We start from the raw sequence: 23,306 nt of genomic DNA, 5'->3' as shown, positions 1-23,306 counted from the left end.
ACCGGACGAGGCTCAGGTTTTGGCGCTCTCCCGGTCATCACCCGACTCCGGCGCCTTGGGCCAGATGAGCGACGCGACGATGGAGGCCAGGAGGATGCCGCCAATCACCCCCAGCGAGAGGCTGATGGGGATGTGGATGTCGAAGTAGGTAATCAGCATCTTCACGCCCACGAAGGCCAGGATGGCGCTCAGGCCCACCTTCAGCAGGTGGAACTTCTCCATCAGGCTGGCCACCACGAAGAACAACGAGCGCAGGCCCAGGATCGCGCACACGTTGGACGTGTAGATGATGAAGGCGTCCTGGCTGATGCCCAGCACCGCGGGGATGGAGTCCAGCGCGAACAGCAGGTCCGTCGCCTCCACCACCAGGAGGACGATGAACAGCGGCGTCACCTTGCGGCGGTTGTCCTCGGTGATGAAGAAGCGGCTGCCGTCGCCCTGCCGAGCCACCGGCAGCATCCGGCGCGCGAGCTTGACGATGCCCTTCTGCTCCGGGTCCATCTCCTCGTCCTTCGAGAAGAGCATCTTCACCGCGGTGAAGACGAGGAAGGCGCCGAACAGGTAGATGAGCCAGTGGAAGCGCTGCACCAGCGCGGCGCCGGCGATGATGAGCACCGCGCGCATCACGAACGCGCCCAGGATGCCCCAGAACAACACCCGGTGCTGGTGCTCGGGCGCCACCCGGAAGTAGCTGAACACCAGCAGGAAGACGAACAGGTTGTCGACGGAGAGCGAGTACTCCACGACATAGGCCGTCAGCCATTGGAGCGCCGGCGTGCTGCCGGAGAAGTGCCAGATGCCCCCGCAGAACGCGAGGCTGATGGAAATCCACACCAGCGTCCAGATGCCCGCTTCCTTGGGCGACACCGCGTGGTCCTTGCGGTGGAACAGCCCGAGGTCCACGGCCAGCATCGCCAGCACGAAGAGGTTGAAGCCCACCCAGAGCGCGACTTGCGTGTTCACGTATGAATCCTGTTTCAAAAACGGCCGGCGCACCCTAGCGGCGGCGCGCCCGGGCGTCGACACTTCCGTCACTCCTACTCCGTCGCGGGCCTCCGCAAGACCATCAGCGAACGCCCCGCCACCTGCACCTTGCCCCCCGCGGGCGTGTGGGTGCGGGGGGAAGCCCCCGCCATGGCCGTGTCCACCACCTGCTCCCAGTCCGCGCCCCACTCCAGCGCCGGCAACAAGAAGGAGATGGGCTCGTGGTGGGCGTTCATCAGCACCAGCAACGTGTCCCCCACGATGCGGTTGCCCTCCTCGTCCGGCGCGGCGATGGCATCCCCGCCCAACAGGAAGGCGAGCGAGCGGACATAGGGCTTCTCCCAGTCGTCCTTGCGCATCTCCTTGCCGTCGGGACGGAACCACGCCAGGTCCTTCAGCTCGCTGTCCCACATGTGCGCGCCGCGGAAGAAGCGGCGCTTGCGGAGCACGGGCTGCTCGCGGCGCAGCCGGGTCAACCGGCTGGTGAACTCCAGCAGCGCCGCCTGCGGCTCGGTCAGCTCCCAGTCCACCCACGACAGCGCGTTGTCCTGGCAGTAGGCGTTGTTGTTGCCCTTCTGGGTGCGACCCATCTCGTCGCCCGCCACCAGCATGGGCACGCCCTGGGACAGGAAGAGCGTGGACAGGAAGTTGCGCTTCTGTTGCTCGCGCAGGGCGTTGATCTTCGCGTCCCCCGTCTCGCCCTCCACGCCGCAGTTCCAGGAGTGGTTGTCATTGCCGCCGTCGCGGTTCTCCTCGCCGTTGGCCTCGTTGTGCTTGTCGTTGTAGGTGACCAGGTCGTGCAGCGTGAAGCCGTCGTGCGCGGTGACGAAGTTGACGCTCGCGGCGGGCTTGCGGCCGGACAGCGCATACAGGTCGGAGCTGCCCGTGAGCCGGTAGCCGATCTCCGCCGCCTGCCGGTCATCGCCCTTCCAATAGCGGCGGATGGTGTCGCGGTACTTGCCGTTCCACTCGCTCCACAGCACCGGGAAGTTGCCCACCTGGTAGCCGAAGTCGCCCACGTCCCAGGGCTCGGAGATGAGCTTCACCCGGCTGAGGACGGGGTCCTGGTGGACGATCTGGAAGAAGGCCGCGCGCGTGTCGTAGCCGTGCCTGTCTCGCCCCAGCGTGGTGGCCAGGTCGAAGCGGAACCCGTCGACGTGCATCACCTCCACCCAGTAGCGCAGCGAGTCCGCCACCAGCTTCAGCGCGTACGGGTGCGTGGCGTTCCACGAGTTGCCCGTCCCGGTGACGTCCAGGTAGTAGCGCGGGTCCTTCTCCGTGAGCCGGTAGTACGCCCCGTTGTCCAGGCCCTTGAAGGACAGCGTGGGGCCCAGGTGATTGCCCTCGCAGGTGTGGTTGTAGACGACGTCGAGGATGACCTCGATGCCGGCCCGGTGCAGCGCCTTCACCATGCCCTTGAACTCGGCCACCTGCTCGCCGCGTGAGCCGGAGGCGCTGTAGCGCGCGTCCGGCGCGAAGTAGCCCAGCGTGCTGTAGCCCCAGTAGTTGGTCAGCCCGCGCTCGGCGAGAAACGGCTCGTCGACGATGTGGTGGATGGGCAGGAGCTCCACCGCGGTGACGCCCACCTTCTTCAGGTGCTCGATGGCGGCCGGGTGCGCCAGGCCCGCGTACGTCCCCCGCAGCGCCTCCGGCACGCGCGGGTGCAGCTTGGTGAAGCCCTTGACGTGCAGCTCGTAGAGGACCGTCTGGTGCCACGGCACTCCGGGCGGGGTGTCGCCTTCCCAGTCGAAGGTGTCCTCCAGCACCACGGCCTTGGGCACGGCCGCCGCGTCATCCCGCTTGTCGAGGACCAGGTCCTCGTCCTTGGCGCCCGACACGTGGGCGTAGATGGGCGCGCCGTAGTCCACGCCGCCATGGAGGGCGCGCGCATACGGGTCCACCAGCAGCTTGTGGGGATTGAAGCGCAGGCCCTTCTTCGGCTCGAACGGGCCATGGACGCGCAGGCCGTAGAGCGTGCCGGGCTTCAGGTCCGGCACATAGCCATGCCAGACCTGGTGCGTCATCTCGAGCAGGGGAAAGCGGCGCGTCTCCCGCGAGGGCTCCCGCGCATCGTAGAGGCAGACCTCCACCTTCTTCGCGTGCTCGCTGAAGACGGCGAAGTTGACCCCGTGTCCGTCGTACGTGGCGCCCAGGGGGAACGGCTTCCCTGGAAGCACCTCGGCCCTCCTCATCCCGCGCTCCTCTCCAGCAGCACCACCGGGAACCCCGACAAGAGCGGCGCGAGGGGCAGCACCACGCCACCCACCCCACGCTCGGGCCGCACCTGCCGACCGGTGAAGACATCACGGAACATCATGCCCGCATATGCCTCGGGAAGGTCCAGGAACGTGCCGGCGTAGGCCCCCGCGAGCCCCTCCGGCGACTCCAGCGCGGACAGGACATAGCGCGGCGCGCAGACCACCACGCCCGCCTCCTCCCGCTCGCGCGCGAAGGCCACCGCCGTCTGGGCCCGCGCCCCGGACAGCTCCAGCGCCCGGTACGCGCCCGAGCGGAACAGCTCCGCCAGGCGCAAGCGCAGCCGCAGCACTTGCGACACCAGGAAGAGCTTCACGCGGCCGTCATCCATGTCCGCGCCCAGCCGAGCGCACAGCCCGGCCCGGTCCTCCGCCGCCTGGGCGTCCAGCGCCTCCAGCAGCCGCGAGCGGGCCTCGAAGTCCACCGGCCGCCGGTTGTCCGGGTCCACCAGCGACAGGTCCCACAACTCGGTCCCCTGGTAGGTGTCCACCACGCCGGGCGAGGCCAGCTTCAAGAGCAGCTGTCCCAGGGCGTTGTGCTGCCCCGCGCGCTCCAGCCGCCGCTTGAAGACCCGCACCTCCTCCAGGAACGAAGCGCCCTTGTCCGGCTCGAAGCACGCGTCCACGAAGCGCGCCACCGCTTCGTCATAGGCGCTGTCCGGGTTGGTCCACGAGGTGCGGACCTTCGCCTCCTTGATGGCCTTGGCCATGTACTCGCGCATCCGCCGGTGGAAGTCCGCGTGCCCTTCGGCGGACAGGGACTCCCCCATGGGCCAGGCGCCCACGAGTGTCTGGAGGAAGAGGTACACGTCGTTCGCGCTGGGCGCGGGCCCCGACGGCAGGGCCACCGCCCACTTCTCCGTGAGGCGCAGCCAGCGCCGGGCCAGCTTGCGCCAGTCCTCCGGCACCTCCGTCAGCACGTTGATGCGCGCGCGCACGTCCTCGCTTCGCTTGGTGTCGTGGGTGCTGGAGGTGAGCTGGCTCGAGGGCCACCGCTCCGCGCGCTCCTGGTTGCGCAGGTGGAAGGTGTTGGCGCGCACGCCGAAGCGCTCCGGCTCGCCGCCCACCTCGTTGAGGCTCACCAGCCGGTTGTAGATGTAGAAGACGGTGTCCTCCAGGCCCTTGGCCATGACGGGCCCCGTCACCTGCTGGAGCTTCATCGCGAAGCGCAGCATCTCCGCGCGCTCGCGCTCGTCGGACTGCTCCGGATAGCGGCGCAGGAGGATGTCGCGCAGGAAGTCGAAGATGGACGCGTTGGTGGTGGCGTTGCGCTCCTTGGCGCGCTGGATGGTCCACTCGACGTACTGCACGTCGCGCGCATCCAACCCCGGCCGCCAGCCGTCCACGTACGTCCGGTACACGGGGAACAGCGCGACGAACTCCACCAGCGCGCGCCGCAGCGAGTTGAGCGTGAAGTCGCGCGTTCGGCGGCTCATCTCGGAGATGCGGTTGAGCTCATGCGCCAGCACGTTGATTTCGCTGGCCATGGACACGCGCATGATGAGGAGCTTCTTCTGGTACACCAGCTCCGCGAAGTCCCCCGCCTCCCCCGTGAGCCGCGCGTACGTCTCCGTCAGGTGGGCCTCGGCCGCGGGGTGGACGAAGAGGCCGCTCACCGCGTTGGCGAAGCGGTAGCCGGTGGTGCCGTGCACCGCCCACGCCTCCGGGATTCGCTCGCGGCCCCCCTGAATCTTCTCCACCACGACATACAGCGCCTTGCGCAGGGGGCTCGAGGGCTGCTCCGTCACCTCCGCGCGCCAGCGCTCTCGCAGCGAGCTCTCCACGCCGGGCCAGCGTGTGTCCTCTCCCGCCAGCTCCTGGAGGAAGAGCGCGTGCGCGCGTTCGATGAAGTAGCCCTCCTGGAGGTCCAGGAAGTACGCGGTCGGGTCGAACAGGCCATCCGGGTGGTCGATGCGCAGCCCGGTGACGCAGCCCTCGCGCAGCCAGTGGAAGATGAGCGCGTGGGCTTCCTGGAAGACCTCCGGGTCCTCCACGCGGATGGCCGCCAGGCCGTTGATGTCGAAGAAGCGCCGGTAGTTGATCTCCTCGCCCGCCACCCGCCAGTGCGCCAGCCGGTAGCTGCACGAAGCCAGCACCGCGTCCAGCAGGTCGAACGAGCGCGGGTTGCCCGGCTCGCCGTTGAAGACGCGGACGTTGTCCTCGACATACGCGGCGATGTCCGGGCTCGACGCCACCACCGCGGAGAGCCGGCGCTTGATGACCTCCTTCTCGCGGTGACGCTCGATGACCTTGGCGCGCTCGACCTCGGTGCGCAGCGGCAGGTGTTCGATGGCGGTGAGGATGGAGAGCAGCTCCACCATCGGCTCGGCCTCGGTGCCCAGCCGCGCCTCCAGCCGCTCCAGGCCGTGACGAAGGATGCGGCCGTACTGCCGAGGCGCCACCGGCAAGAGGTGGTCGTAGTAGTGGAGGAAGAAGGCGCCGTCGCGAAAGGACAGCTTCAGCTCGCCGCGCTCCAACACGATGCCGTACTGGTCTCCCAGGATGGGCAACAGCACCTTGTCGTGCAGCTCCTCCTTCACCGGCGACCAGTCGATGTCGAAGTACTTCGCGTGGACGGACGACGGGCCGTTCTCCAGCACGTCGAACCACAGCCGGTTGCCGCGCTCGATGCCCATGTGGTTGGGCACCACGTCCAGCACCTGCCCCAGGCCGTGCTCACGCAGCGTGGAGCACAAGGCCGCGTGGTCCTCCGCCGAGCCCACCTCCGGATTGAGGTGCTGATGGTCCACGCAGTCGTAGCCGTGCGTGCTGCCCGGCGTGGCCTTGAGATAGGGCGAGGCGTACAAGTCGCTCACGCCCAGCCGCGCCAGGAAGGGCACCACCGCGCGCGCCTGCTGGAACGTGAACCCTTGATGCAGCTGCACCCGGTAGGTGGACAGCGGCGTGCGAGGACGCGCGCCCAAGTCCCCCTTCACGCGGGTGAACAGGTCCTCGGCCAAGGCCTCCGCGCTCAGCGTGGCCCCCGTCCCGCCTCCGGAGGCGCACCCCTCTTCTTCCAATCCATCGAGCAGCATGAAGACCAGAGGTAGGGCGCCCCGGCGCCTCGCGCCAGCGCGGCCCCGGGCATCCGCCCTCTACCCAACGCTCCAAGCGCTCGAAATGCCATGTCCCGCGCGAGAGGCTCGACGAATCTGTCGGCCAGTCATCGCCGGGAAAAAAGCAGAGGGCCCGCCGATTCTTCCGGAGGGCCCTCGAGATGCATCAGCCGGGAAGGACCCGGCGAAGGTTCAGCTCAGCTGCTTGTTCACCAGCGCGGTCATCTCGAACATGGTGACGTTCTTCTTGCCACCAAAGATGGGCTTGAGCTTGTCGTCGGCGTTGATCTGCCGCTTGTTCTTCGCATCCTGAAGGTTGTTCTTCTTGATGTAAGCCCAGAGCTTCTTGACGACCTCGGTGCGCGGCAGCGGCTTGGAACCGACAATCTCGGCCAGCGCGGCAGAAGGGGTCATCTCCTTCATGAACGACGCGTTCGGGGCGCGCTTCTTCGCGGCGGGAGCCTTCTTCGCAGCAGGGGCCTTCTTCGCAGCAGCTTTCTTGGCGGCCATTCGTCTTGAGTCTCCTCCCCTCCGAAGGGGACGTTGTGCGGCCTCGCTTGAGTACAAAGCCAGTGCCGGTGGGGCGTTAGGTAGCACGCCCAAGCCCGAAAAACAGCCCTCTCCTGCGTTTTTCCCTCGGGGACCGCCCTACGCAACGCGTTTCATGCCCGAGAAACCGGCTCGGGAGCGCGCTTTTCGCTCGGCGGCGCCCCGCCTCCAACGCGTCCCGAGCCCGAAAAATCGGCCTCCGAGCCCTGTCTCCCCTCGGCGCGGGGCGATCAGCGGCGGGGGAAGCGGCCCCGCGCATCGTCCTGAGTCGGAGACTCGGCCCCCTCGGGCGTGGGATTCCCCTTGCGGACCGGGTGTACTTTTTCGGATGAAAAGCCCCATGAGAGCCCTCATCACCGGCGCGGGTGGCTTCCTGGGAGTCTGGCTGGCCCAAGCCCTCGCGGCGCGCGGAGACACCGTGACGTGCCTGCTTCGCCCGGGTGGGGACGCCTCCGGCCTCTCCGGCATCGACCACACCCGCGCGGAGGGAGATGTCACGGACCCCGCCTCGCTGCGGCCCGCGGTGGAGGGCCAGGACGTCGTCTTCCACCTCGCGGGGGTTCGCCGCGGCGCGACACGCGAGGACTTCATGCACGTCAACGCCGAGGGCACGCGCCACCTGTGCGACGCCATGGTGGCCGCGGGCCACCGCCCTCGGATGGTGCTGGTGGGCTCGCTGGCGGCCATGGGCCCCTCCTCCGCCTCCCGCCCGCATGTCGAGGAGGACCCCTTCCAGCCCTACGAGTGGTACGGCGAGAGCAAGGCGGAGGCCGAGCGCATCGCCTTCTCCTATGGAGACCGGCTCCCGGTGACGGTGTCCCGCCCGCCTCGCATCCTGGGACCTCGGGACCGCGAGAACCTCACCTTCTTCCGCCTGGTGAAGAAGGGCCTGCGCCTGGAGCTCGGAGGGGGTCCTCGTCCCCTCACCATGATTGACGTGGAGGACGTGGTGGACGCGCTCATCCTCCAGGCCGAGCACCCGCGCGCCGTGGGCGAGGCCTTCTTCTGCGCGGGCCCCGGCGGCAAGACGCTCTCATTGGAGGGCGTCCAGGACCTGTGCGCCCAGGCACTGGGGCTCCAGCCCCGCACGGCTCGCGTCAGCCCCTGGGTGCTGAAGGCCATCGCCTCCGCGGCGGACGGCCTCTCCCGCGTGTCCGGCCGCAAGCTGCCCTTGAACCGGAAGCTGGCGCGGCAGCTGCTCGCGCCCGCCTGGACCTGCTCCGGCGCGAAGGCCGAGCGCCTCCTCGGGTTCCGCCCTCGAAGGGACCTGGAGGACTCCATCCGCCGCAGCGCCCTCTGGTACGTCGAACACGGCTGGCTCTAGCCATGCTAGCAGGGGTAGGAGGGAGTCCTCCCCCGTCCTAGCGTCGTTCGTTGACCTCACCCCCCTTGGAGTGTCAGGAAGCCCGCTGCCACATGCCCTCGAAAGCCGCATTTTTCGATGTCGACGGGACGCTCGTGAAGACGAACGTCGTCCACGTCTACGCGTACTACGCGATGAACCGGGGCTCCGTGTTGGGCATGGCGGGGCGGACGCTGAGCACCGCCCTGAGCATCCCGCTCTTCGGAGCCATGGACACGTTGGACCGCAAGACGTTCAACGAGTTCTTCTACCGCTACTACGCGGGGTTGAGTGAGGACCGGCTCATCACCATCGCCGAGGACATGTTCGAGGACGTGCTCAAGCCCGCGCTCTTCGCCCAGTCCCAGGACCTCATCGACCAGGCGCGCCGCAGCGGGTGCAAGGTCGTGCTCGTCACCGGCGCGCTGGACTTCACCATGCGTCCGCTCGCCCGGCACCTGGGCGCCGACGACATGATCGCCAACAAGATGCAGTTCGTGGGCGGCAAGGCCACCGGCAAGGTCATTCCGCCCATCATCGAGGGCGCCAACAAGGCCAACGCCATCCGCGCCTACTGCACCAAGGAGGGCCTGACGCTGGACAAGTGCCACGGCTACTCCGACAGCGCCTCTGACTACGCCATGCTCGCGGTGGTGGGTCGTCCCACCGCGGTGAACCCGGACCTGCGGCTGCGCTCCATCGCGCGCGCCTACAACTGGCCCATCCTCGACCTCAAGTAAGGCCCCCTTCCGCCCATGCGCCCGTTCAAGACGCTCCAGAAGCTGTACGACGAGGAAAGCCAGGTCGTCATCACCGAGAAGGGCAGCCCCCCGCGCGCCCTCTTCTACGGTGAGGGCTTCCTCCAGGAAGATCTGCCCGTGGGCACCCGGGTCATCTTCCCCCGGCCCCCCATGGCCGGCGTCCCCAACGTCAAGGCCGCCATCCGCTGGGCCATCAACCACCCGGAGGGCATGGACCCGCTGCACGCCCTGCTCAAGCCGGGCATGCGCCTGACGTGTGTCATCGACGACATCAGCGTGCCCCTGCCCCCCATGGTGACGCCCGACGTGCGTCAGTCCATCCTGGAGGTGGTGCTGGAGCTGGCCGCCGACAGCGGCGTGGATGACGTGCACCTGGTCATCGCCAACGCGCTTCACCGCCGCATGACCGAGGGCGAGATGAAGCGGATGGTGGGCCAGAAGATCTACGACGCCTACTATCCGGACCGCTACTACAACCACGACGCGGAGGACCCGGACGGCATCGTCGCCCTGGAGCGCACCGGGCACGGCGAGGAGGTCTCCGTCAACCGCCGCGTCGCGGAGAGCGACCTCATCGTCTACGTGAACGTGAACTTCGTGCCCATGAACGGCGGGCACAAGTCCATGGGCACCGGCGTCTCCAACTACAAGTCGCTGCGGCACCACCACAATCCGAAGACCATCCGCGAGTCGGAAAGCTACATGGAGCCGAAGTCCAGCGCGCTCTATCGCAGCAACGAGCGCATTGGCCGCAACATCGACAAGCACCTGAAGGTCTTCCACATCGAGACCACGCTGAACAACCGCATGTTCAGCGCGCCCACGGACTTCCTCGCCAAGAAGGAAGAGGACTACACCGAGGCGGACCGGCTGAAGTTCCAGGCCATGCGCTACACGCTGTCCAAGCTGCCTCGCGCGGCGGCGCGCAAGGTGCTCAACGCCATCCCCGCGCCGTACGACGTCACGGGCGTGTATGCCGGCGCCACCGAGCCCACGCACGCCAAGACGTTGGAGACCAGCTGGAAGCAGTACGTGGTGCCGGTGGAGGGGCAGAGCGACATCGTCATCTTCCCCATCCCGTTCATCTCGCCGTACAGCGTCAACTCCATCCTCAACCCGCTGCTCGTGCAGGTGATGGGGCTGGGCTACTTCTTCAACCTCAACCGCGGCGTGCCGCTGGTGAAGAAGGGCGGCGTGCTCATCCTGCTGCACCCGGCCTACGACGAGTTCGACCCGGAGCACCACCCCAGCTACATCGAGTTCTTCCACCGGCTGCTGCCGGAGACGCGGGACTCCATGAAGCTGGAGCACAAGTACGAGAAGGAGTTCGCGGAGAACCCCAGCTACGTGCACCTGTACCGCAAGAACAACGCCTACCACGGCGTGCACCCGTTCTACATGTGGTACTGGGGCGAGAATGGCCGCCAGCACGTGGGCAAGGTCATTGTCGCGGGCGCGGAGAACAACCACGTCCCGGCGCTGATGGGCTGGGACCGCACCGACACGCTCACCGAGGCCATCGAGGAGGCGCGCGGCTTCATGGGCCGCTCCGCCACCATCAGCCTGCTGCGCGTGGCCCCCACGGTGATGGTGGATGTGAAGTGAGGACGGACATGTCACTGCCCCCCGAGCTGAACGTCTCCCAGGTCTTCTCTGGCAAGCGCGTGTTGTTCGCCGGCGCCACGGGCTTCGTGGGCAAGGTGACGCTGTCCATGCTGCTGCACCGGTATGGGCAGGAGCTGGAGCGCGTGTACGTGCTCGTCCGCAAGGGCAGCGCGGCCTCCGCCGAGCGGCGCTTCTTCGACAAGGTGGCCACCAGCGAGCCCTTCCAGCCGCTGCGCGACGCCTACGGCGAGGACGGCGCGCTGGAGTTCCTGCGCTCCAAGTGCGAGGTGCTGGACGGCGACATCACGGACCCGTGGGTGGGTCTGGAAGAGTCGCGGGTGGCGGAGCTCACCGGCCAGGTCCACGCCTTCATCAACTGCGCGGGCCTGGTGTCCTTCAACCCGTCGCTGGAGGTGGGGCTCAACGTCAACACCCACGGCGTGAAGTACGCGGTGGAGCTGGCGCTGCGCTGGGGCGTGCCCCTCATCCACATGTCCACGTCCTTCGTGGCGGGCAACCGCAGCGGGCTCGTGTTCGAGGACGAGGAGGTCCGCGGCTACTTCCCCAAGAAGGACCAGCTGGACGGGCGCGACTTCAGCCTGGAGCAGGAGCTGAAGGACGCCGAGCGCATCGTCGCGCGGCTGCGCGAGCAGGCCGATGACCGGGCGCTGACGTCCACCTTCCGCAAGAAGGCGCTGGACCGGCTGGCCGAGGAAGGCCGCGACGTCAACGACGAGAAGACGCTGCGGCTGGCGGTGGGCCGCGAGCGCAAGCTGTGGCTGAGCGGTGAGCTGGTGCGCGCGGGCATGGAGCGCGCGGCGCACTGGGGCTGGCCCAACACGTACACGTACACCAAGTCCCTGGGTGAGCAGGTCATGGCGGCCACGCCGGGGCTTCGCTACTCCATCGTCCGGCCCTCCATCGTGGAGAGCTCGAAGCACTATCCGTTCCCGGGATGGAACGAGGGCTTCACCACGTCCGCCCCGCTGGCCTTCGCCGGCATCAAGGGCCCCGGTGGCATCCCCGCGGGTGAGAACACCATCCTGGACATCATCCCGGTGGACCAGGTGGCGGGCGCGACCATCGGCATCACCGCGCACGCCATGCAGGTGGAGGAGCGGCGCGTCTACCAGCTCGCCTCCGGCGACGTGAATCCGTTCTACGCCAGCCGCTCCGTGGAGCTCGTCGGCCTGTACCGGCGGCGCTACTACCGCAACCGCGAGACGGGCAACAAGCTGCTCAACCACCTGCGCTCGCGGCTGGAGCCGCAGCCGGTCAGCAAGCGCGAGTTCGAGCTGTTCAGCGCGCCCATGCTCGTCAAGGGCGCCCGCTTCCTGAAGAAGACCATCGACGAGGTGCGGCCCGCGTGGGGCGCGCCCGCGGTGCAGGCCATGCTGGACAAGGCCAAGGTCTCGCTCGACGAGGTGGAGGAGAGCAACGTCGGCCTCATCGCGCTGACGGAGCTGTTCCTCCCCTTCCTCTACGAGAACCGCTACGTCTTCCGCTGCGACAACACGCGCTCCGTCTTCGAGCGCATGGCGCACGGCGACAGGCTGAAGATTCCGTGGGACCCGGAGCGCATCGACTGGCGTGCGTACTTCATGGAGACGCACCTGCCGGGCCTGGAGAAGTGGGTGTTCCCCGGCCTGGAGGAGGAGCGCGAGAAGCGCACCGTCATCCCCGCGAACAGGGACCTCTTGGAGATGTTCGAGGCCACGGTGCACGCCTATCGGCACCGGGTGGCCTTCCGCATGGTCGCGGGCGAGCGGGAGGAGCGCTTCACCTTCGGCGAGGTGCACCGCTATGCCGCGCGCGTGGGCAGCTTCCTGCTGCGCGCGGGCCTGAAGCCCGGTGAGCGCGTGCTGCTGGTGTCCGAGAACCGGCCCGAGTGGGGCACGTGCTTCTTCGGCATCCTGCGCGCGGGCGGGACCATGGTTCCGGTGGACCCCGGCCTGAGCGAGGCGGAGATCATCAACATCGCCAAGCGGGCGCAGGCGCGCGTGTGCCTGTTCTCCGAGGAGGCGGCGAAGGACTTCCCGGGGCTGCTCGACGCGCTGGGCAGCGACGTCGTCATCGCCAGCCTCGCCGAGGCCATGACGGGCGACCCGGCGGCCAAGGACGACCGGATTGGTCCGGTGCGCAAGTCCGCGTCGCCGGATGATATCGCGAGCCTCATCTTCACGTCCGGCACGACGGGCACGCCCAAGGGCGTGATGCTCACCCACCGCAACTTCACCTCGCTGGTGGCGAAGCTCGCCGGCGTGTTCGACGTGGGCGTGGGCGACGGCGTGCTGTCCGTGCTGCCCCTGCACCACACGTTCGAGTTCTCCGCGGGCTTCCTCACGCCGTTCTCGCGCGGCGCGGAAATCACATACATCGACGAGCTCACGTCGGACCGGCTGGGCGAGGTCTTCGAGACGGGCCGCATCAGCGCGATGATTGGCGTGCCCGCGCTGTGGCAGTTGTTGCACCGCAAGCTGACGCAGGAGTTCTCCAGCCGTCCGCCCATCATCGAGCAGGGCATCAAGGCGCTGATGGCCACGCACGGGGAGCTGCGCAACCGGGCCAACATCAACCTGGGCAAGCTCCTGTTCTGGCCGGTGCACCGCAAGTTCGGCGGAAACCTCAAGGTGCTGGTGTCCGGTGGCTCCGCGCTGCCCGAGGAAGTGAACAAGGCCTTCCACGAGCTGGGCTTCAACATCACGGAAGGCTACGGGCTGACGGAGGCCGCGCCGGTGCTCGCCGTCGCGGAGCCGGGCAACAAGCGCACGCCGGGCTCGGTGGGCAAGCCGCTGCCGGGCATCGAGGTGCGCATCCTCCACCCGGACAACGACGGCATTGGCGAGGTGCTGGCCAAGGGCCCCAACGTCATGGCGGGCTACTTCGGCGACGGCGACGCCACTCAGGCGGTGCTGCGCGAGGGCTGGCTGCACACCGGCGACCTGGGCCGCGTGGACGCGGAGGGCCGACTGTTCCTGGTGGGCCGCGCCAAGGACGTCATCATCGACCACAACGGGAAGAACATCTACCCGGACGAGCTCGAGGAGCTGTACCAGGAGCACCCGCACATCAAGGAGCTGTCCATCGTCGGCCTGCCCGACGACGCGGGCGGCGAGAAGGTGGCGTGCCTGTGCGTGCCGGACTACCGCGACCGGCCCCGCGAGGAGGTCCGCCGCGAGTTGGAGGAGCACTTCCGCAAGACGGGCGCGGGCATGCCCCACTACCGGCGCATGAAGGTGCTGCGCTTCTGGGATGGGGAGCTGGCGCGCACGTCCACGCGCAAGGTGAAGCGCAAGCTGGTGGTGGAGGAGCTGCAGCGGCTGGAGCGCATGGCCGCGAGCACCGCCAAGGCGCGCGAGAAGGTCTCCACGGCGGCGCAGGGCACGGGCGGCGCGGCCGACTGGCTCTTCCCGCTCATCGCCGAGGTGTGCCACCGGCCGCTCGCGGACGTGCGTCCGGAGACCAACCTCGCCGGAGACTTGGGCTTCGACTCGCTGATGCTCACCGAGCTGTCCTCCGCGCTGGAAGCGGCGGGGGTGCCGCTGCCCGCCATCGAGGACCTGACGCAGGTGCAGACGGTGGATGACCTGCGCAAGGTGGTGATGGCCTCGGGCCGCCGGCCTTCCGCGGAGACGCGGGCCAAGGACATCTCCCAGCAGAACGTGAAGGCGGAGGAGGTGGAGATTCCGGTGCCGGACGTCGTCGCGGACGTGGGCCGGCAGCTCTTGTCCTTCGGCCAGAAGGTCCTCTACGGCGGCGTGTTCGACGTGAAGGTGACGGGCCGTCCCTTCATCCCGCAGAACCGCAACTTCCTGGTCATCGCCAACCACGCCAGCCACCTGGACGCGGGACTGGTGCGCGTGGTGCTGGAGGAGCAGGGAGAGCGGCTCATCTCGCTGGCCGCGCGCGACTACTTCTTCGACACGCCGCTCAAGCGCGCGTGGTTCGAGAACTTCACCAACCTGGTGCCCATCGAGCGGCACGGCTCGCTGCGCGAGTCGCTGCGTCAGGCCGGTGAGGCGCTGCGCCAGGGCTACAACGTCCTCATCTTCCCGGAGGGCACGCGCTCGCCCACCGGGGAGCTGCAGGAGTTCAAGTCCACGCTGGGCTACCTGGCGCTGACGTACCGGGTGGACGTGCTGCCGCTCTACATCCACGGCGCCTTCGAGGCGCTGCCCAAGGGCAGCGTGTTCCCCAAGTCGAAGGACCTCAAGGTCAGCATCGGACCGGCGCTCGGACACGAGGCGCTTCGCGCGCGCACGCAGGGCATGGCGCGCTCGGAGAGCTACCGCTACGCCACGCGCATCGCCGAGGACGCGGTGCGCGAGCTGCGCGACGGCCGCGTGCTGCACCTGGGCAACCCGCCGTCGGTGGAGGTCAGCGTCATGCCCCAGCACACGCCTTCGGGAGGGTCTCAGTCGTGAAGCTGCTGGTGACGGGAGGCACGGGGTTCCTGGGCGCGCATCTGGTGCCCAAGCTGGTGGCGGCCGGGCACACGGTGCGCCTCATCGGCCGCACGCGGCCCACGGGTCCAGCCTACGCGGGCACGGAGTACGTCGCGGGAGACTTGAAGGACCGGGACGTGGTGCGCCGCTCGCTGGAGGGCGTGGAGGGCGTCTACCACCTGGCGGGGCTCGTCTCCTTCCAGCCCAAGGACGGGCGGAAGATGTTCGAGCTGCACGTGGACTGCACGCGTGAGCTCTTGCGCGACGTGCGCGAGGCGGGTGTCCAGCGCGTCGTGCTGGCCTCCACCTCCGGCACCACGGCGGTGTCCAAGGACCCCGCGGTGCTGGACGAGTCCGCCGACTACCCGCTCTCGGTGGTGTCCCGCTGGCCGTACTACCTCTCGAAAATCTACGAAGAGAAGCTGTCGCTGGAGTACTGCCGCAAGCACTCCATCCCGCTCGTCGTCCTCAACCCGAGCCTGCTCATGGGCCCGGGGGATGACCGGCTCTCCTCGACGTGGATGGTGGTGAAGTTCCTCAACCGGGAGCTTCCCGCGATGCCCGGCGGCGGCATGTCCTTCGTGGACGTGCGCGACGCGGCGGATGCGTTCCACAGCGCGCTCACGCGGGGCGAGGTGTACGGGCGCCACCTGATGGGCGTGAACATGACGATGACGGAGTTCTTCCATCGTCTGGAGCGCCTCACCGGCGTGGCGGCGCCTCGGCTCAAGCTGCCCTCGCAGGTGAACATCCTGGGCAGCCAGCTGCTGGAGCGCTGGGCGAAGCTGCGTGGGACGCCCGCGCCGTTGGATCCGCAGGAAGTGGAGATTGGCGAGCACTACTTCTGGCTGGACGCCGCCAAGGCGGAGGCCGAGCTGGGCTTCCGCGCGCGCGACGCGCAGGAGACGCTGGCCGACACCGTGAAGCACATCTACGGGAAGCTGCCGCCCGGGAGCCTGCCTGGGACGAAGGGTCGGCTCGGAGACCTGCGCCAGGGCACCTGACGCGTGAGTGGGCCGGAGCTACCGGCCCACTGTCTGGCGGGCGCGGTCCACCAGGGGGCCGGCCCACGGCTCGGAGCGGTGGCGCCACACCCACGCGGCGCCCAGGAAGCTCAGGCCCAGCAGCACGAGCACCAGCCTCGCGAGCACGGAGGGCCCGGCCGCTTGCTCCGACATGACTAGCCGACCACCCGGTTCCGGCCCGTCTTCTTGGCCTTGTACAGGTTCGCGTCCGCCACCTTGATGAAGTGGGTGGGCTCCGTCATGTCGGACGCCATCTCCGCCACGCCGATGGAGATGGTCACGGGAATCTCCTTCTCGTCGTAGACGAAGGCCTTCTCCGCGATGAGCTTGCGAATCTTCTCCGCGAACAAGCGCGCCTTGTCCGGCCCATCCTCGGGCATGACGACGGCGAACTCCTCGCCACCGTAGCGGGCGAAGCACTGCTCGCGGCGCACCAGTCGCTTGATGGACTGAGCCAGCTCTCGCAGCACGTAGTCCCCGGCCAGGTGCCCGTGGACGTCGTTGATCTGCTTGAAGTGGTCGATGTCGAAAATCATCAGCGTCAGCGTGCGCTGATAGCGGCTGGAGCGCCCCATCTCCCGCTCGAGGTACTCGAGGAAGAAGCGCTTGTTGTTGATGCCGGTGAGACCGTCCGCGATGGTCAGCGTGTAGATGGTCTCGTGGTACTGCGTCTCGATGTTGTCGCCATCGAGGAACTTGAAGATGGAGCCGCCGACCTTGATGAGGTCGCCGCTTCGCAGCGGCTGGGCCTGGAGCACTTCCTGGTCATTCAGGTAGGTGCCGTTGGTGGAGCCCAAATCCTCCACCAGCATCTTCCCGCCCCGCCCCAGCACGCGAGCGTGCCGACGGGAGACGTTGTCCAGGTCCACCACGATGTGGTTGTGCTGGTCTCTGCCGATGGTCAGCTCCGAGTCGTCAATCAGGTACTTCTTGCCGAGCTCGGGGCCGTGAATCTGGACGAGACAGCACTCGGTGCTGCGCTGTGAGCGCAGGTCCAGTGCGGAGATCTTGGTGACGCGCGTTTCGTCGCCTGACATCGCCCGCGAGGCTAGCACGACCCTGTTTTCGGAAGCCAAGCAACCCCTGCAGGAACCGAGCATCCAGCACGCCCGGCTCCCCTCGGATGGCGCCCATATCCCACATCTGGCGAGTCCCCTGGGGTGGGGAGGACGTGGCGGGCGCGGTTGGACACTCAACGAAGGCGGACGGCGGAACCTCGGCGGCCTTGTGGGGCGAGGTTGCCGGACTAACGTCCGAAGGTTCTATGTCCAAGGTCCTGGCGATGATTCTTGCGGGAGGCGCGGGCACGCGTCTGGAGCCGCTCACGCGCGAGCGGGCCAAGCCCGCCGTCCCCTTCGGGGGGCGCTATCGCATCATCGATTTCGCCCTCTCCAACTTCACCAACTCGGGGGTGTACCGGGTGAAGGTGCTCACCCAGTACAAGAGCGACTCGCTCAACAACCACCTGTCTCGCGCGTGGCGGATGTCCGCCTTCCTGGGGCACTACGTGGAGGCGGTGCCGGCGCAGATGCGGACGGGGGTGGACTGGTACAAGGGCAGCGCCGACGCCATCTACCAGAACCTCAACATCATCACGGACGAGGAGCCCGACTTCATCTTCGTCTTCGGCGCGGACCACGTGTACCGGATGGACACGCGGCAGATGCTCGACTTCCACATCGCGAAGCGGGCGGCGTGCACCGTGGCGGCCATCCCCGTGCCCATCGAGCAGGGGCGCGAGTTCGGCATCATCGACGTGGGGCCGGACGGGCGCATGCGCCAGTTCCTGGAGAAGCCCCAGAACCCGCCGCCCATGCCGGGCAACCCGAAGATGTGCCTGGCCTCCATGGGCAACTACCTCTTCACCACCGAGGTGCTGGTGCAGGAGGTGGTGCGCGACGCGGCCAACGAGACGAGCGCACACGACTTCGGCAAGTCCATCATCAGCGAGCTGTACAAGAACGCGCCCGTCTACGTGTACGACTTCGCGCAGAACGAGATTGCCGGCCAGGAGTCCAAGGAGCGCGGCTACTGGCGGGACGTGGGGAACATCGACATCTACTACCAGTCCAACATGGAGCTGGTGGAGGTGGACCCCATCTTCAACCTCTACAACGACCGCTGGCCCATCCACACGCAGTCCCACAACTACCCGCCGGCCAAGTTCGTCTTCGCGGACGCGGAGAACTCGCGCGTGGGACATGCAACGGACTCACTGGTGTCCGAGGGTTGCATCATCTCCGGCGGGCACGTGAACCGGTCCGTGCTGTCCCCGAAGGTGCGCGTCAACTCCTACTCGGAGGTGGAGGCGTCCATCCTCTTCGAGAACGTCACCATCGGCCGCCGCAGTCGCGTGCGGAAGGCCATCATCGACAAGAACGTGGAGATTCCGCCGGGGACGACCATCGGCTACGACCCGGTGGAGGACAAGCGGCGCTTCCACGTGACGCCGGATGGAGTGGTGGTCATCCCCAAGGGCATGAAGGTCACCTGAGGGGACCATGGGCGCGTCGGGGGGCCTCCACCTCAGGCCAGCGCGCGACTCGGACCGGCGCGCGCTGTGGCGCATCCACACCGAGGCGGTGGAGACGCTCTGCCAGGGTGTCTATGCCCCCGACGAGCTCAACACCTGGGTGAGCCTGCTGCGGCCGGAGGGCTACCTGCGCCCGGACCGGCCGCGCACGGTGCTGGTGGCGGAGCGCGGCCGTCGCATGGTGGGCTTCGGACAGCTCGACACGCGGCAGGGAGAGCTGGAGGCCCTCTACGTGGTGCCGGATGAGGTGGGCCGAGGCGTGGGCTCCCAATTGCTGGCCGCGCTGGAGTCGGTGGCGTGGGGAGACGGCACGCCGCTGTTGGGGCTGGATGCGAGCCTCAACGCGGAGAACTTCTATCGCCACCGAGGCTACGTCTCGCTGCACCCGGCCCGGAGGCCCCTGACGGCGCGGGTGCAGCTGGCCTGTGTGCGGATGCAGAAGCGGCGGCCCGTGACGGCGTCGCGCCAGGAGCCGGCCGCCGGAGCGATGACGCCTACCTGAAGGCGGCCTTCACCTCGGGCTTGAAGAGGACGACCAGGGCCCAGATGCCGATGGGCGCCGCCATGCAGCAGCAGGTGCCATAGCAGGGCACCAGTGACGCGATGGCACCGGCGATGGCCAGCCCCCGGCTCTTGAGCTGGCGCATCCGCCAGGCCCCCGCGAAGACCAGGGCATTGAGCACGACGATGGGACCGAAAATCATCACGCGCTTGGCCGTCGAGGTCATGATCTCGACGAGGCCCCGGTTCTCCTCGAGCATGTCCCGGTAAGGGGCCATGGCGGGGTCGGTGTAGAGCTGGTCCAGCTCCGCGGGGCTCACCGTCTGCACGACGTACATGAGCCCCCACAGGGCCGTCAGCGCCGAGGCGACCATCAGGAGGATGGCCGGCAGGGACACTTCCTGCTGGGGATTCGTCTGGGGAAGCTCATTCCCCGCGGGCGCTCCGAAGTGGTTCTCCATGTTCCCCTCCCGTGACGCGTCTGCGCGCATTCCAACCAGGGGACGGTGCACGCACCAAGAAGAATGATGCGGCACCGTCCTCCAGCGCTCGGCCCCCTCAGGCCTTGAAGGTGAGCAGCGGGGACAGCCGAGCCACCTCGCGCACGATGCCGGCCTCCACCTGCGAGTCCACCACCGGGCGGATGGGCTTGTAGGCGGCGGGGGCCTCCTCCACCCGGCGCTCCTCGCGCAGGGAGATGCAGTCCACGCCCTTCAAGCCCAGCGCCGCCTCGCTCTGGTCCGCACCCGCGCGGGCCAGGGAGAAGCGGGAGCGCGCCCGACCCGCGCCATGGGACGCGGACTCCAGCGCCCGCGCGTCGCCACATCCCACCATGAGGAAGGAGGTGGCGCCCATGGAGCCCGGGATGATGACGGGCTGCTCCGCGGCCGCCGGGCACGCCCCCTTGCGCGCCAGGAAGCCGCCCTCGTGCGGGAGGGTGATGTTGTGGGGCACGTCGTAGACGAGGGGCGCCTCCACGTCGCCGAACAGCTCGCGCAGCGTCTGGCGCAAGAGTTCCGCGAGCAGCAGGCGGTTGAGGAAGGCGTAGTTGGCGGCGGTGGCCTCGGCCTCCAGGTACTGGGAGACGAGGGTCTCGTCCGCCAGGGGAAGGATGCCGCTGTCGGGGAACGGGGCCCCCTGAGGCCAGGCCTTGCGAGCCCTGTCCTTCCACGCCACGCCCACGTGCTTGCCCACGTCCCGACTGCCGGAGTGAATCATGAAGGCGAGCTGCCCTTCGCGAACACCCCAGGCCCAGGCTCGCGCCCGGTCCTCCACGGCCTCCACACGCTGCACCTCGACGAAGTGATTGCCTCCGCCGATGGTGGCCAGGCCCGCGTCACGCACCACGCCTTCACGGGTGAGTGCCTCGGGAGCCCAGTCCGGGTTGCCTCGCAGCACGCCGCCCAGGTGGATGCGCTCCACCTCCGCGTCGAGCTGCTTCAAGTCCGCGGCGCGAGCACACCCCAGGGGAGCATCCAGCGTCTCCAGGAGCCAGCCCGGGATGCCGTCGCGCAGCAGCGCCGTGGAAGCGCGCGAGGACATGGCCACGTCCCGCGTTCCGAAGAAGTAATGGCCCTTCATGCGCTCGACGAAGGCATCACGTCGAGCCAGGAAGTCGTCGACGGACAGGTCGGCGACGTGCAGGCGCATGCCACAGTTGATGTCGGTGCCCACGGCGCCAGGGACGACGAGCCCTCGCGTGTGGAGCACCGAGCCGATGGCCACACCGGAGTCACCAGGGTGGAAGTCGGGCGTGGCGCGCACACGGAGGACCTCGCCACCGCTGGGGTGCCGCAGGGCCGCGAGGTGCGCGAGTTGTTGGAAGGCCTTGCCCTCGACGGGCAGGTCCGGGGGAAGAAGCACCTCGGCGGGCGGCGCGTTCGCGTCGGCCTGGAGGCGCACGGAGTAGAGGCGACCGTCATAGGTCACCTCGAGCCCCTCACGGGCAAGCGCCCGCAGGAGCCGATTCAGTTTCGGCTGCATGACCCAGCTCAGGAATGCCCCGGTGCTCGCATGCGAGCGTCCCGGGGGGACGTGGCGGAAGAGATGGTGGACCTTGGGTCAGCAGCCGCGGTCGCCGGACGGCGTGAAGCCCGTCCTCGACGCGCAGGGACGACAGGCACACCCGGGCCTGACGACGCCGGGCGCCTTTCTCAGCGCGCTCGCCGGCGGACTACACCGCGCCGGACAACCCACCATCGACGTTGATGGCCGTGCCGCTGATGTAGCCCGCGCGAGGCGACAACAGGAAGGCCACCACGTCCGCGAACTCCTCCGGCTTGCCGATGCGCCCCAGGGGGACACCCGCGTTGCGCGCCAGCTCCGCCTGAAGCTCCGCCAGCGGCTTGCCGGCTTTCTGAGCCCGCTTCTCCCACTGGCCGCTCTCAATCATGCCCACGAGCACGGCGTTCACGCGGATATCGCGCGGCCCCAGCTCCTTCGACAGCGCCTTCATGAGCGCCATGCCCGCCGCACGCGTCACCGAGGACGGCGTGGACTGCGCCCCGGGCTCCTTCGCGCGAATCGACAGCACGTTGACGATGGACCCGCCGCCGGACGCACTCAGGTGAGGCAGCACATGGCGGGCCGCGCGCACCGCCGCGAACAACTTGAGCTGCAGGTCCGCTTCCCACTCCGCGTCCGTCACCGAGGCGAAGGGCTTTCCCGCCGCCGAGCCCGCGTTGTTCACGAGCCCGTCCACCCTGCCCCACCGCGCCTGCGCGGCGTCCACGAAGTGCTCCAGCTCGTAGGCCTTGGACACGTCCGCCGGCATCGCGAGCACGTCGCCACCGTCGGCCCGCAGCGCCGCCGCGGTCGCCTCCAGCCGCTCCGCGCCTCGGGCACAGAGGGCGACCCGGGCCCCTTCTCGAACCAGCCGCCGGGCCACCGCCGCGCCCAGCCCGTCCGAGCTGCCCGTCACCAGCACCACCTTGCCGCTCAACTCCAAGTCCATGTGCGCCACCCTCCGGACCAAGACACCCGGGACGCCCTTGCGAGCGTCCCTGGCACACCTAGCGGCGCGGAGCCGATGAGGCCGCGCCGCTCGAAGCGAGGGCTACGCCATCACCCGGGCTGCATCACCGACACGTGGCGCTTCTTGTCGAAGGCCGCCAGCGTCTTGGAGATCTCCTCGTTCACCGCGTGCAGCACGTCCTGCTTCTCGCGGAACGGGAGGAAGGCGCTCTTGAAGCCGGAGACGATGATGGTGGTCAGGTCATCCAGCGACAGGCCCAGCTCCTTGTGCGCGATCCAGAGCTCCTTCGTCACCGTGGTGTCGGTGATGAGGCGGTTGTCGGTGTTGATGGTCACCCGCAGGCCGTAGTCGAAGTAGAACTTCAGCGGGTGCGCCGCGAGGCTGGACACCGCGCCCGTCTGCACGTTGGACGTGGGGCAGACCTCCAGCGGAATCCGGTGGTCGTTGACGTAGTTGAGCAGGTCCCCGTCCTCGCGCAGCCGCGTGCCGTGGCCGATGCGGTGCGAGCCCAGGTTGTGGATGGCCTGGGAGATGGACTCGGGGCCGTACGCCTCGCCCGCGTGGGCGGTGCAGTTGACGTTGTTCTTGAGGATGAGCTGGAAGGCGTCCTTGTGGTCCTTCGCGGGGAAGCTGGCCTCGGCGCCCGCGAGGTCGAAGCCGATGACGCCCCGGTTCTTGTACGCCACCGCCAGCTCCGCCAGCCGCATGGACGTCTGCGGGTTGATGTGGCGGATGCCGCAGACGATGACGCCGCACTTGATGCCCGTCTCGCGCTTGGCGACGCGCAGGCCCTCGAGCACCGAGTCGATGACCGTCGTCATCTTCAGGCCCTTCTGCAGGTGCAGCGCGGGCGAGTAGCGCACCTCCAGCCAGCGCACGTTCTCCGCCGCCGCGTCCACCGCCAGCTCATAGGCCGCGCGGTAGAGGGCGTCCGCCGTCTGGAGCACGGAGAGCGTCACATCGAACGCGACGAGGTACTCCTCCAGGCTCTTGCAGACCTCGCCCATGTGGATGGCCTTGGCGAGGCCGTCCTCGGTGTCGGCGAGCAGCTTGACCTTCTGCTGCTCGGCGAGCTCGAGGATGGTCTTCAGCCGCATCGAGCCATCCAGGTGGCAATGCAGGTCCGTCTTGGGAAGGGCGTGGAGCAGCTCTTCGGTCACCGCCAGCGTGGGAGGCGGAACCAGGTCCGTCCGCCGGGCCCCGGAGGGGATGCCGGTGGCGTTGGGAATCTCGTCGTCGCGAATCGTGGGCATGGTCGAATCTCCTTCCTTACGCC

At 68.3% G+C, this 23,306-nt stretch carries 17 protein-coding genes; 7 read left to right on the top strand and 10 right to left on the bottom strand.

What is annotated here, in order from left to right:
- Window positions 1-12 precede the first annotated feature (12 nt).
- The 4 genes from MYSTI_RS08205 to MYSTI_RS08190 form a co-directional block, all read right to left on the bottom strand.
- Window positions 13-963: a TerC family protein gene (locus tag MYSTI_RS08205; protein ID WP_044279323.1), complete on the bottom strand. Its 951-nt coding sequence runs from the start codon at window positions 961-963 to the stop codon at window positions 13-15.
- A 74-nt stretch (window positions 964-1,037) separates the two neighbouring features.
- On the bottom strand, window positions 1,038-3,176 hold the full coding sequence (glgX, locus tag MYSTI_RS08200; protein WP_015347255.1) for a glycogen debranching protein GlgX: 2,139 nt from the start codon (window positions 3,174-3,176) through the stop codon (window positions 1,038-1,040).
- Window positions 3,173-6,274 (bottom strand): malto-oligosyltrehalose synthase, encoded by a 3,102-nt coding sequence (gene treY / locus MYSTI_RS08195; protein ID WP_015347254.1) that lies wholly within the window; start codon window positions 6,272-6,274, stop codon window positions 3,173-3,175. Before treY ends, glgX begins: the two co-directional genes overlap by 4 nt.
- Window positions 6,275-6,487: 213 nt before the next feature.
- Entirely contained in the window at window positions 6,488-6,805 is a 318-nt protein-coding gene (locus tag MYSTI_RS08190; protein WP_015347253.1) for an SWIB/MDM2 domain-containing protein, read from the bottom strand.
- Between the two features lie 379 nt (window positions 6,806-7,184).
- On the opposite strand from MYSTI_RS08190, the gene MYSTI_RS08185 reads away from it, so the two are divergent.
- The 5 genes from MYSTI_RS08185 to MYSTI_RS08165 all read left to right on the top strand — a co-directional run bounded on the left by MYSTI_RS08185 (window position 7,185) and on the right by MYSTI_RS08165 (window position 16,001).
- Window positions 7,185-8,168 (top strand): NAD-dependent epimerase/dehydratase family protein, encoded by a 984-nt coding sequence (locus MYSTI_RS08185; protein ID WP_015347252.1) that lies wholly within the window; start codon window positions 7,185-7,187, stop codon window positions 8,166-8,168.
- A 92-nt stretch (window positions 8,169-8,260) separates the two neighbouring features.
- Entirely contained in the window at window positions 8,261-8,926 is a 666-nt protein-coding gene (locus MYSTI_RS08180) for an HAD family hydrolase (protein ID WP_015347251.1), read from the top strand.
- Window positions 8,927-8,941: 15 nt separating this feature from the next.
- Window positions 8,942-10,552 (top strand): NPN-dependent hydroxyacid isomerase, LarAH14/15/16 family, encoded by a 1,611-nt coding sequence (gene larAH / locus MYSTI_RS08175; RefSeq protein WP_015347250.1) that lies wholly within the window; start codon window positions 8,942-8,944, stop codon window positions 10,550-10,552.
- An 8-nt stretch (window positions 10,553-10,560) separates the two neighbouring features.
- Window positions 10,561-14,976 (top strand): AMP-binding protein, encoded by a 4,416-nt coding sequence (locus MYSTI_RS08170; RefSeq protein ID WP_015347249.1) that lies wholly within the window; start codon window positions 10,561-10,563, stop codon window positions 14,974-14,976.
- On the top strand, window positions 14,973-16,001 hold the full coding sequence (locus tag MYSTI_RS08165; RefSeq protein WP_015347248.1) for an NAD-dependent epimerase/dehydratase family protein: 1,029 nt from the start codon (window positions 14,973-14,975) through the stop codon (window positions 15,999-16,001). The genes MYSTI_RS08170 and MYSTI_RS08165 overlap by 4 nt, the downstream gene beginning before the upstream one ends.
- 18 nt (window positions 16,002-16,019) lie before the next feature.
- On the opposite strand, the gene MYSTI_RS43680 is transcribed toward MYSTI_RS08165, so the two are convergent.
- Both MYSTI_RS43680 and MYSTI_RS08160 read right to left on the bottom strand, forming a co-directional pair.
- Window positions 16,020-16,175 (bottom strand): hypothetical protein, encoded by a 156-nt coding sequence (locus tag MYSTI_RS43680; protein ID WP_015347247.1) that lies wholly within the window; start codon window positions 16,173-16,175, stop codon window positions 16,020-16,022.
- Window positions 16,176-16,177: 2 nt separating this feature from the next.
- Window positions 16,178-17,059, bottom strand: coding sequence for a GGDEF domain-containing protein (locus MYSTI_RS08160; RefSeq protein WP_044279321.1), 882 nt, complete (start codon window positions 17,057-17,059; stop codon window positions 16,178-16,180).
- Between the two features lie 227 nt (window positions 17,060-17,286).
- On the opposite strand from MYSTI_RS08160, the gene glgC reads away from it, so the two are divergent.
- Both glgC and MYSTI_RS08150 read left to right on the top strand, forming a co-directional pair.
- Window positions 17,287-18,516 carry a glucose-1-phosphate adenylyltransferase gene (gene glgC, locus MYSTI_RS08155; RefSeq protein WP_015347245.1) on the top strand — a complete coding sequence of 410 codons (1,230 nt, stop codon included), beginning with the start codon at window positions 17,287-17,289 and terminating at the stop codon, window positions 18,514-18,516.
- A gap of 7 nt (window positions 18,517-18,523) precedes the next feature.
- Window positions 18,524-19,057: a GNAT family N-acetyltransferase gene (locus MYSTI_RS08150; protein ID WP_015347244.1), complete on the top strand. Its 534-nt coding sequence runs from the start codon at window positions 18,524-18,526 to the stop codon at window positions 19,055-19,057.
- On the opposite strand, the gene MYSTI_RS08145 is transcribed toward MYSTI_RS08150, so the two are convergent.
- The 4 genes from MYSTI_RS08145 to add all read right to left on the bottom strand — a co-directional run bounded on the left by MYSTI_RS08145 (window position 19,050) and on the right by add (window position 23,283).
- Window positions 19,050-19,517, bottom strand: a complete 468-nt coding sequence (locus tag MYSTI_RS08145) for a hypothetical protein (RefSeq protein ID WP_015347243.1) — start codon at window positions 19,515-19,517, stop codon at window positions 19,050-19,052. The two genes, MYSTI_RS08150 and MYSTI_RS08145, sit on opposite strands and share 8 nt — an antisense overlap.
- 97 nt (window positions 19,518-19,614) lie before the next feature.
- Window positions 19,615-21,039, bottom strand: a complete 1,425-nt coding sequence (locus tag MYSTI_RS08140) for an RtcB family protein (protein WP_015347242.1) — start codon at window positions 21,037-21,039, stop codon at window positions 19,615-19,617.
- A gap of 190 nt (window positions 21,040-21,229) precedes the next feature.
- The gene (locus tag MYSTI_RS08135) at window positions 21,230-22,009 is read right to left on the bottom strand and encodes an SDR family NAD(P)-dependent oxidoreductase (RefSeq protein WP_015347241.1); all 780 of its coding nucleotides are present in this window, start codon (window positions 22,007-22,009) and stop codon (window positions 21,230-21,232) included.
- Window positions 22,010-22,119: 110 nt separating this feature from the next.
- The gene (gene add, locus MYSTI_RS08130; protein ID WP_015347240.1) at window positions 22,120-23,283 is read right to left on the bottom strand and encodes an adenosine deaminase; all 1,164 of its coding nucleotides are present in this window, start codon (window positions 23,281-23,283) and stop codon (window positions 22,120-22,122) included.
- Window positions 23,284-23,306 lie beyond the last annotated feature (23 nt).

This window comes from Myxococcus stipitatus DSM 14675 (assembly GCF_000331735.1).
Lineage (GTDB): Bacteria > Myxococcota > Myxococcia > Myxococcales > Myxococcaceae > Myxococcus > Myxococcus stipitatus.
Note: the sequence above shows the minus strand (reverse complement) of the source record. Positions and strands in the feature narration are given on the sequence as shown.

Coding starts and splice junctions, on each gene's coding strand:
- glgX (WP_015347255.1), bottom strand. CDS start 3,176: ATGAGGAGGGCCGAGGTGCTTCCAGGGAAGCCGTTCCCCCTGGGCGCC.
- treY (WP_015347254.1), bottom strand. CDS start 6,274: ATGCTGCTCGATGGATTGGAAGAAGAGGGGTGCGCCTCCGGAGGCGGG.
- MYSTI_RS08190 (WP_015347253.1), bottom strand. CDS start 6,805: ATGGCCGCCAAGAAAGCTGCTGCGAAGAAGGCCCCTGCTGCGAAGAAG.
- MYSTI_RS08185 (WP_015347252.1), top strand. CDS start 7,185: ATGAGAGCCCTCATCACCGGCGCGGGTGGCTTCCTGGGAGTCTGGCTG.
- MYSTI_RS08180 (WP_015347251.1), top strand. CDS start 8,261: ATGCCCTCGAAAGCCGCATTTTTCGATGTCGACGGGACGCTCGTGAAG.
- larAH (WP_015347250.1), top strand. CDS start 8,942: ATGCGCCCGTTCAAGACGCTCCAGAAGCTGTACGACGAGGAAAGCCAG.
- MYSTI_RS08170 (WP_015347249.1), top strand. CDS start 10,561: ATGTCACTGCCCCCCGAGCTGAACGTCTCCCAGGTCTTCTCTGGCAAG.
- MYSTI_RS43680 (WP_015347247.1), bottom strand. CDS start 16,175: ATGTCGGAGCAAGCGGCCGGGCCCTCCGTGCTCGCGAGGCTGGTGCTC.
- MYSTI_RS08160 (WP_044279321.1), bottom strand. CDS start 17,059: ATGTCAGGCGACGAAACGCGCGTCACCAAGATCTCCGCACTGGACCTG.
- glgC (WP_015347245.1), top strand. CDS start 17,287: ATGTCCAAGGTCCTGGCGATGATTCTTGCGGGAGGCGCGGGCACGCGT.
- MYSTI_RS08150 (WP_015347244.1), top strand. CDS start 18,524: ATGGGCGCGTCGGGGGGCCTCCACCTCAGGCCAGCGCGCGACTCGGAC.
- MYSTI_RS08145 (WP_015347243.1), bottom strand. CDS start 19,517: ATGGAGAACCACTTCGGAGCGCCCGCGGGGAATGAGCTTCCCCAGACG.
- MYSTI_RS08140 (WP_015347242.1), bottom strand. CDS start 21,039: ATGCAGCCGAAACTGAATCGGCTCCTGCGGGCGCTTGCCCGTGAGGGG.
- MYSTI_RS08135 (WP_015347241.1), bottom strand. CDS start 22,009: ATGGACTTGGAGTTGAGCGGCAAGGTGGTGCTGGTGACGGGCAGCTCG.
- add (WP_015347240.1), bottom strand. CDS start 23,283: ATGCCCACGATTCGCGACGACGAGATTCCCAACGCCACCGGCATCCCC.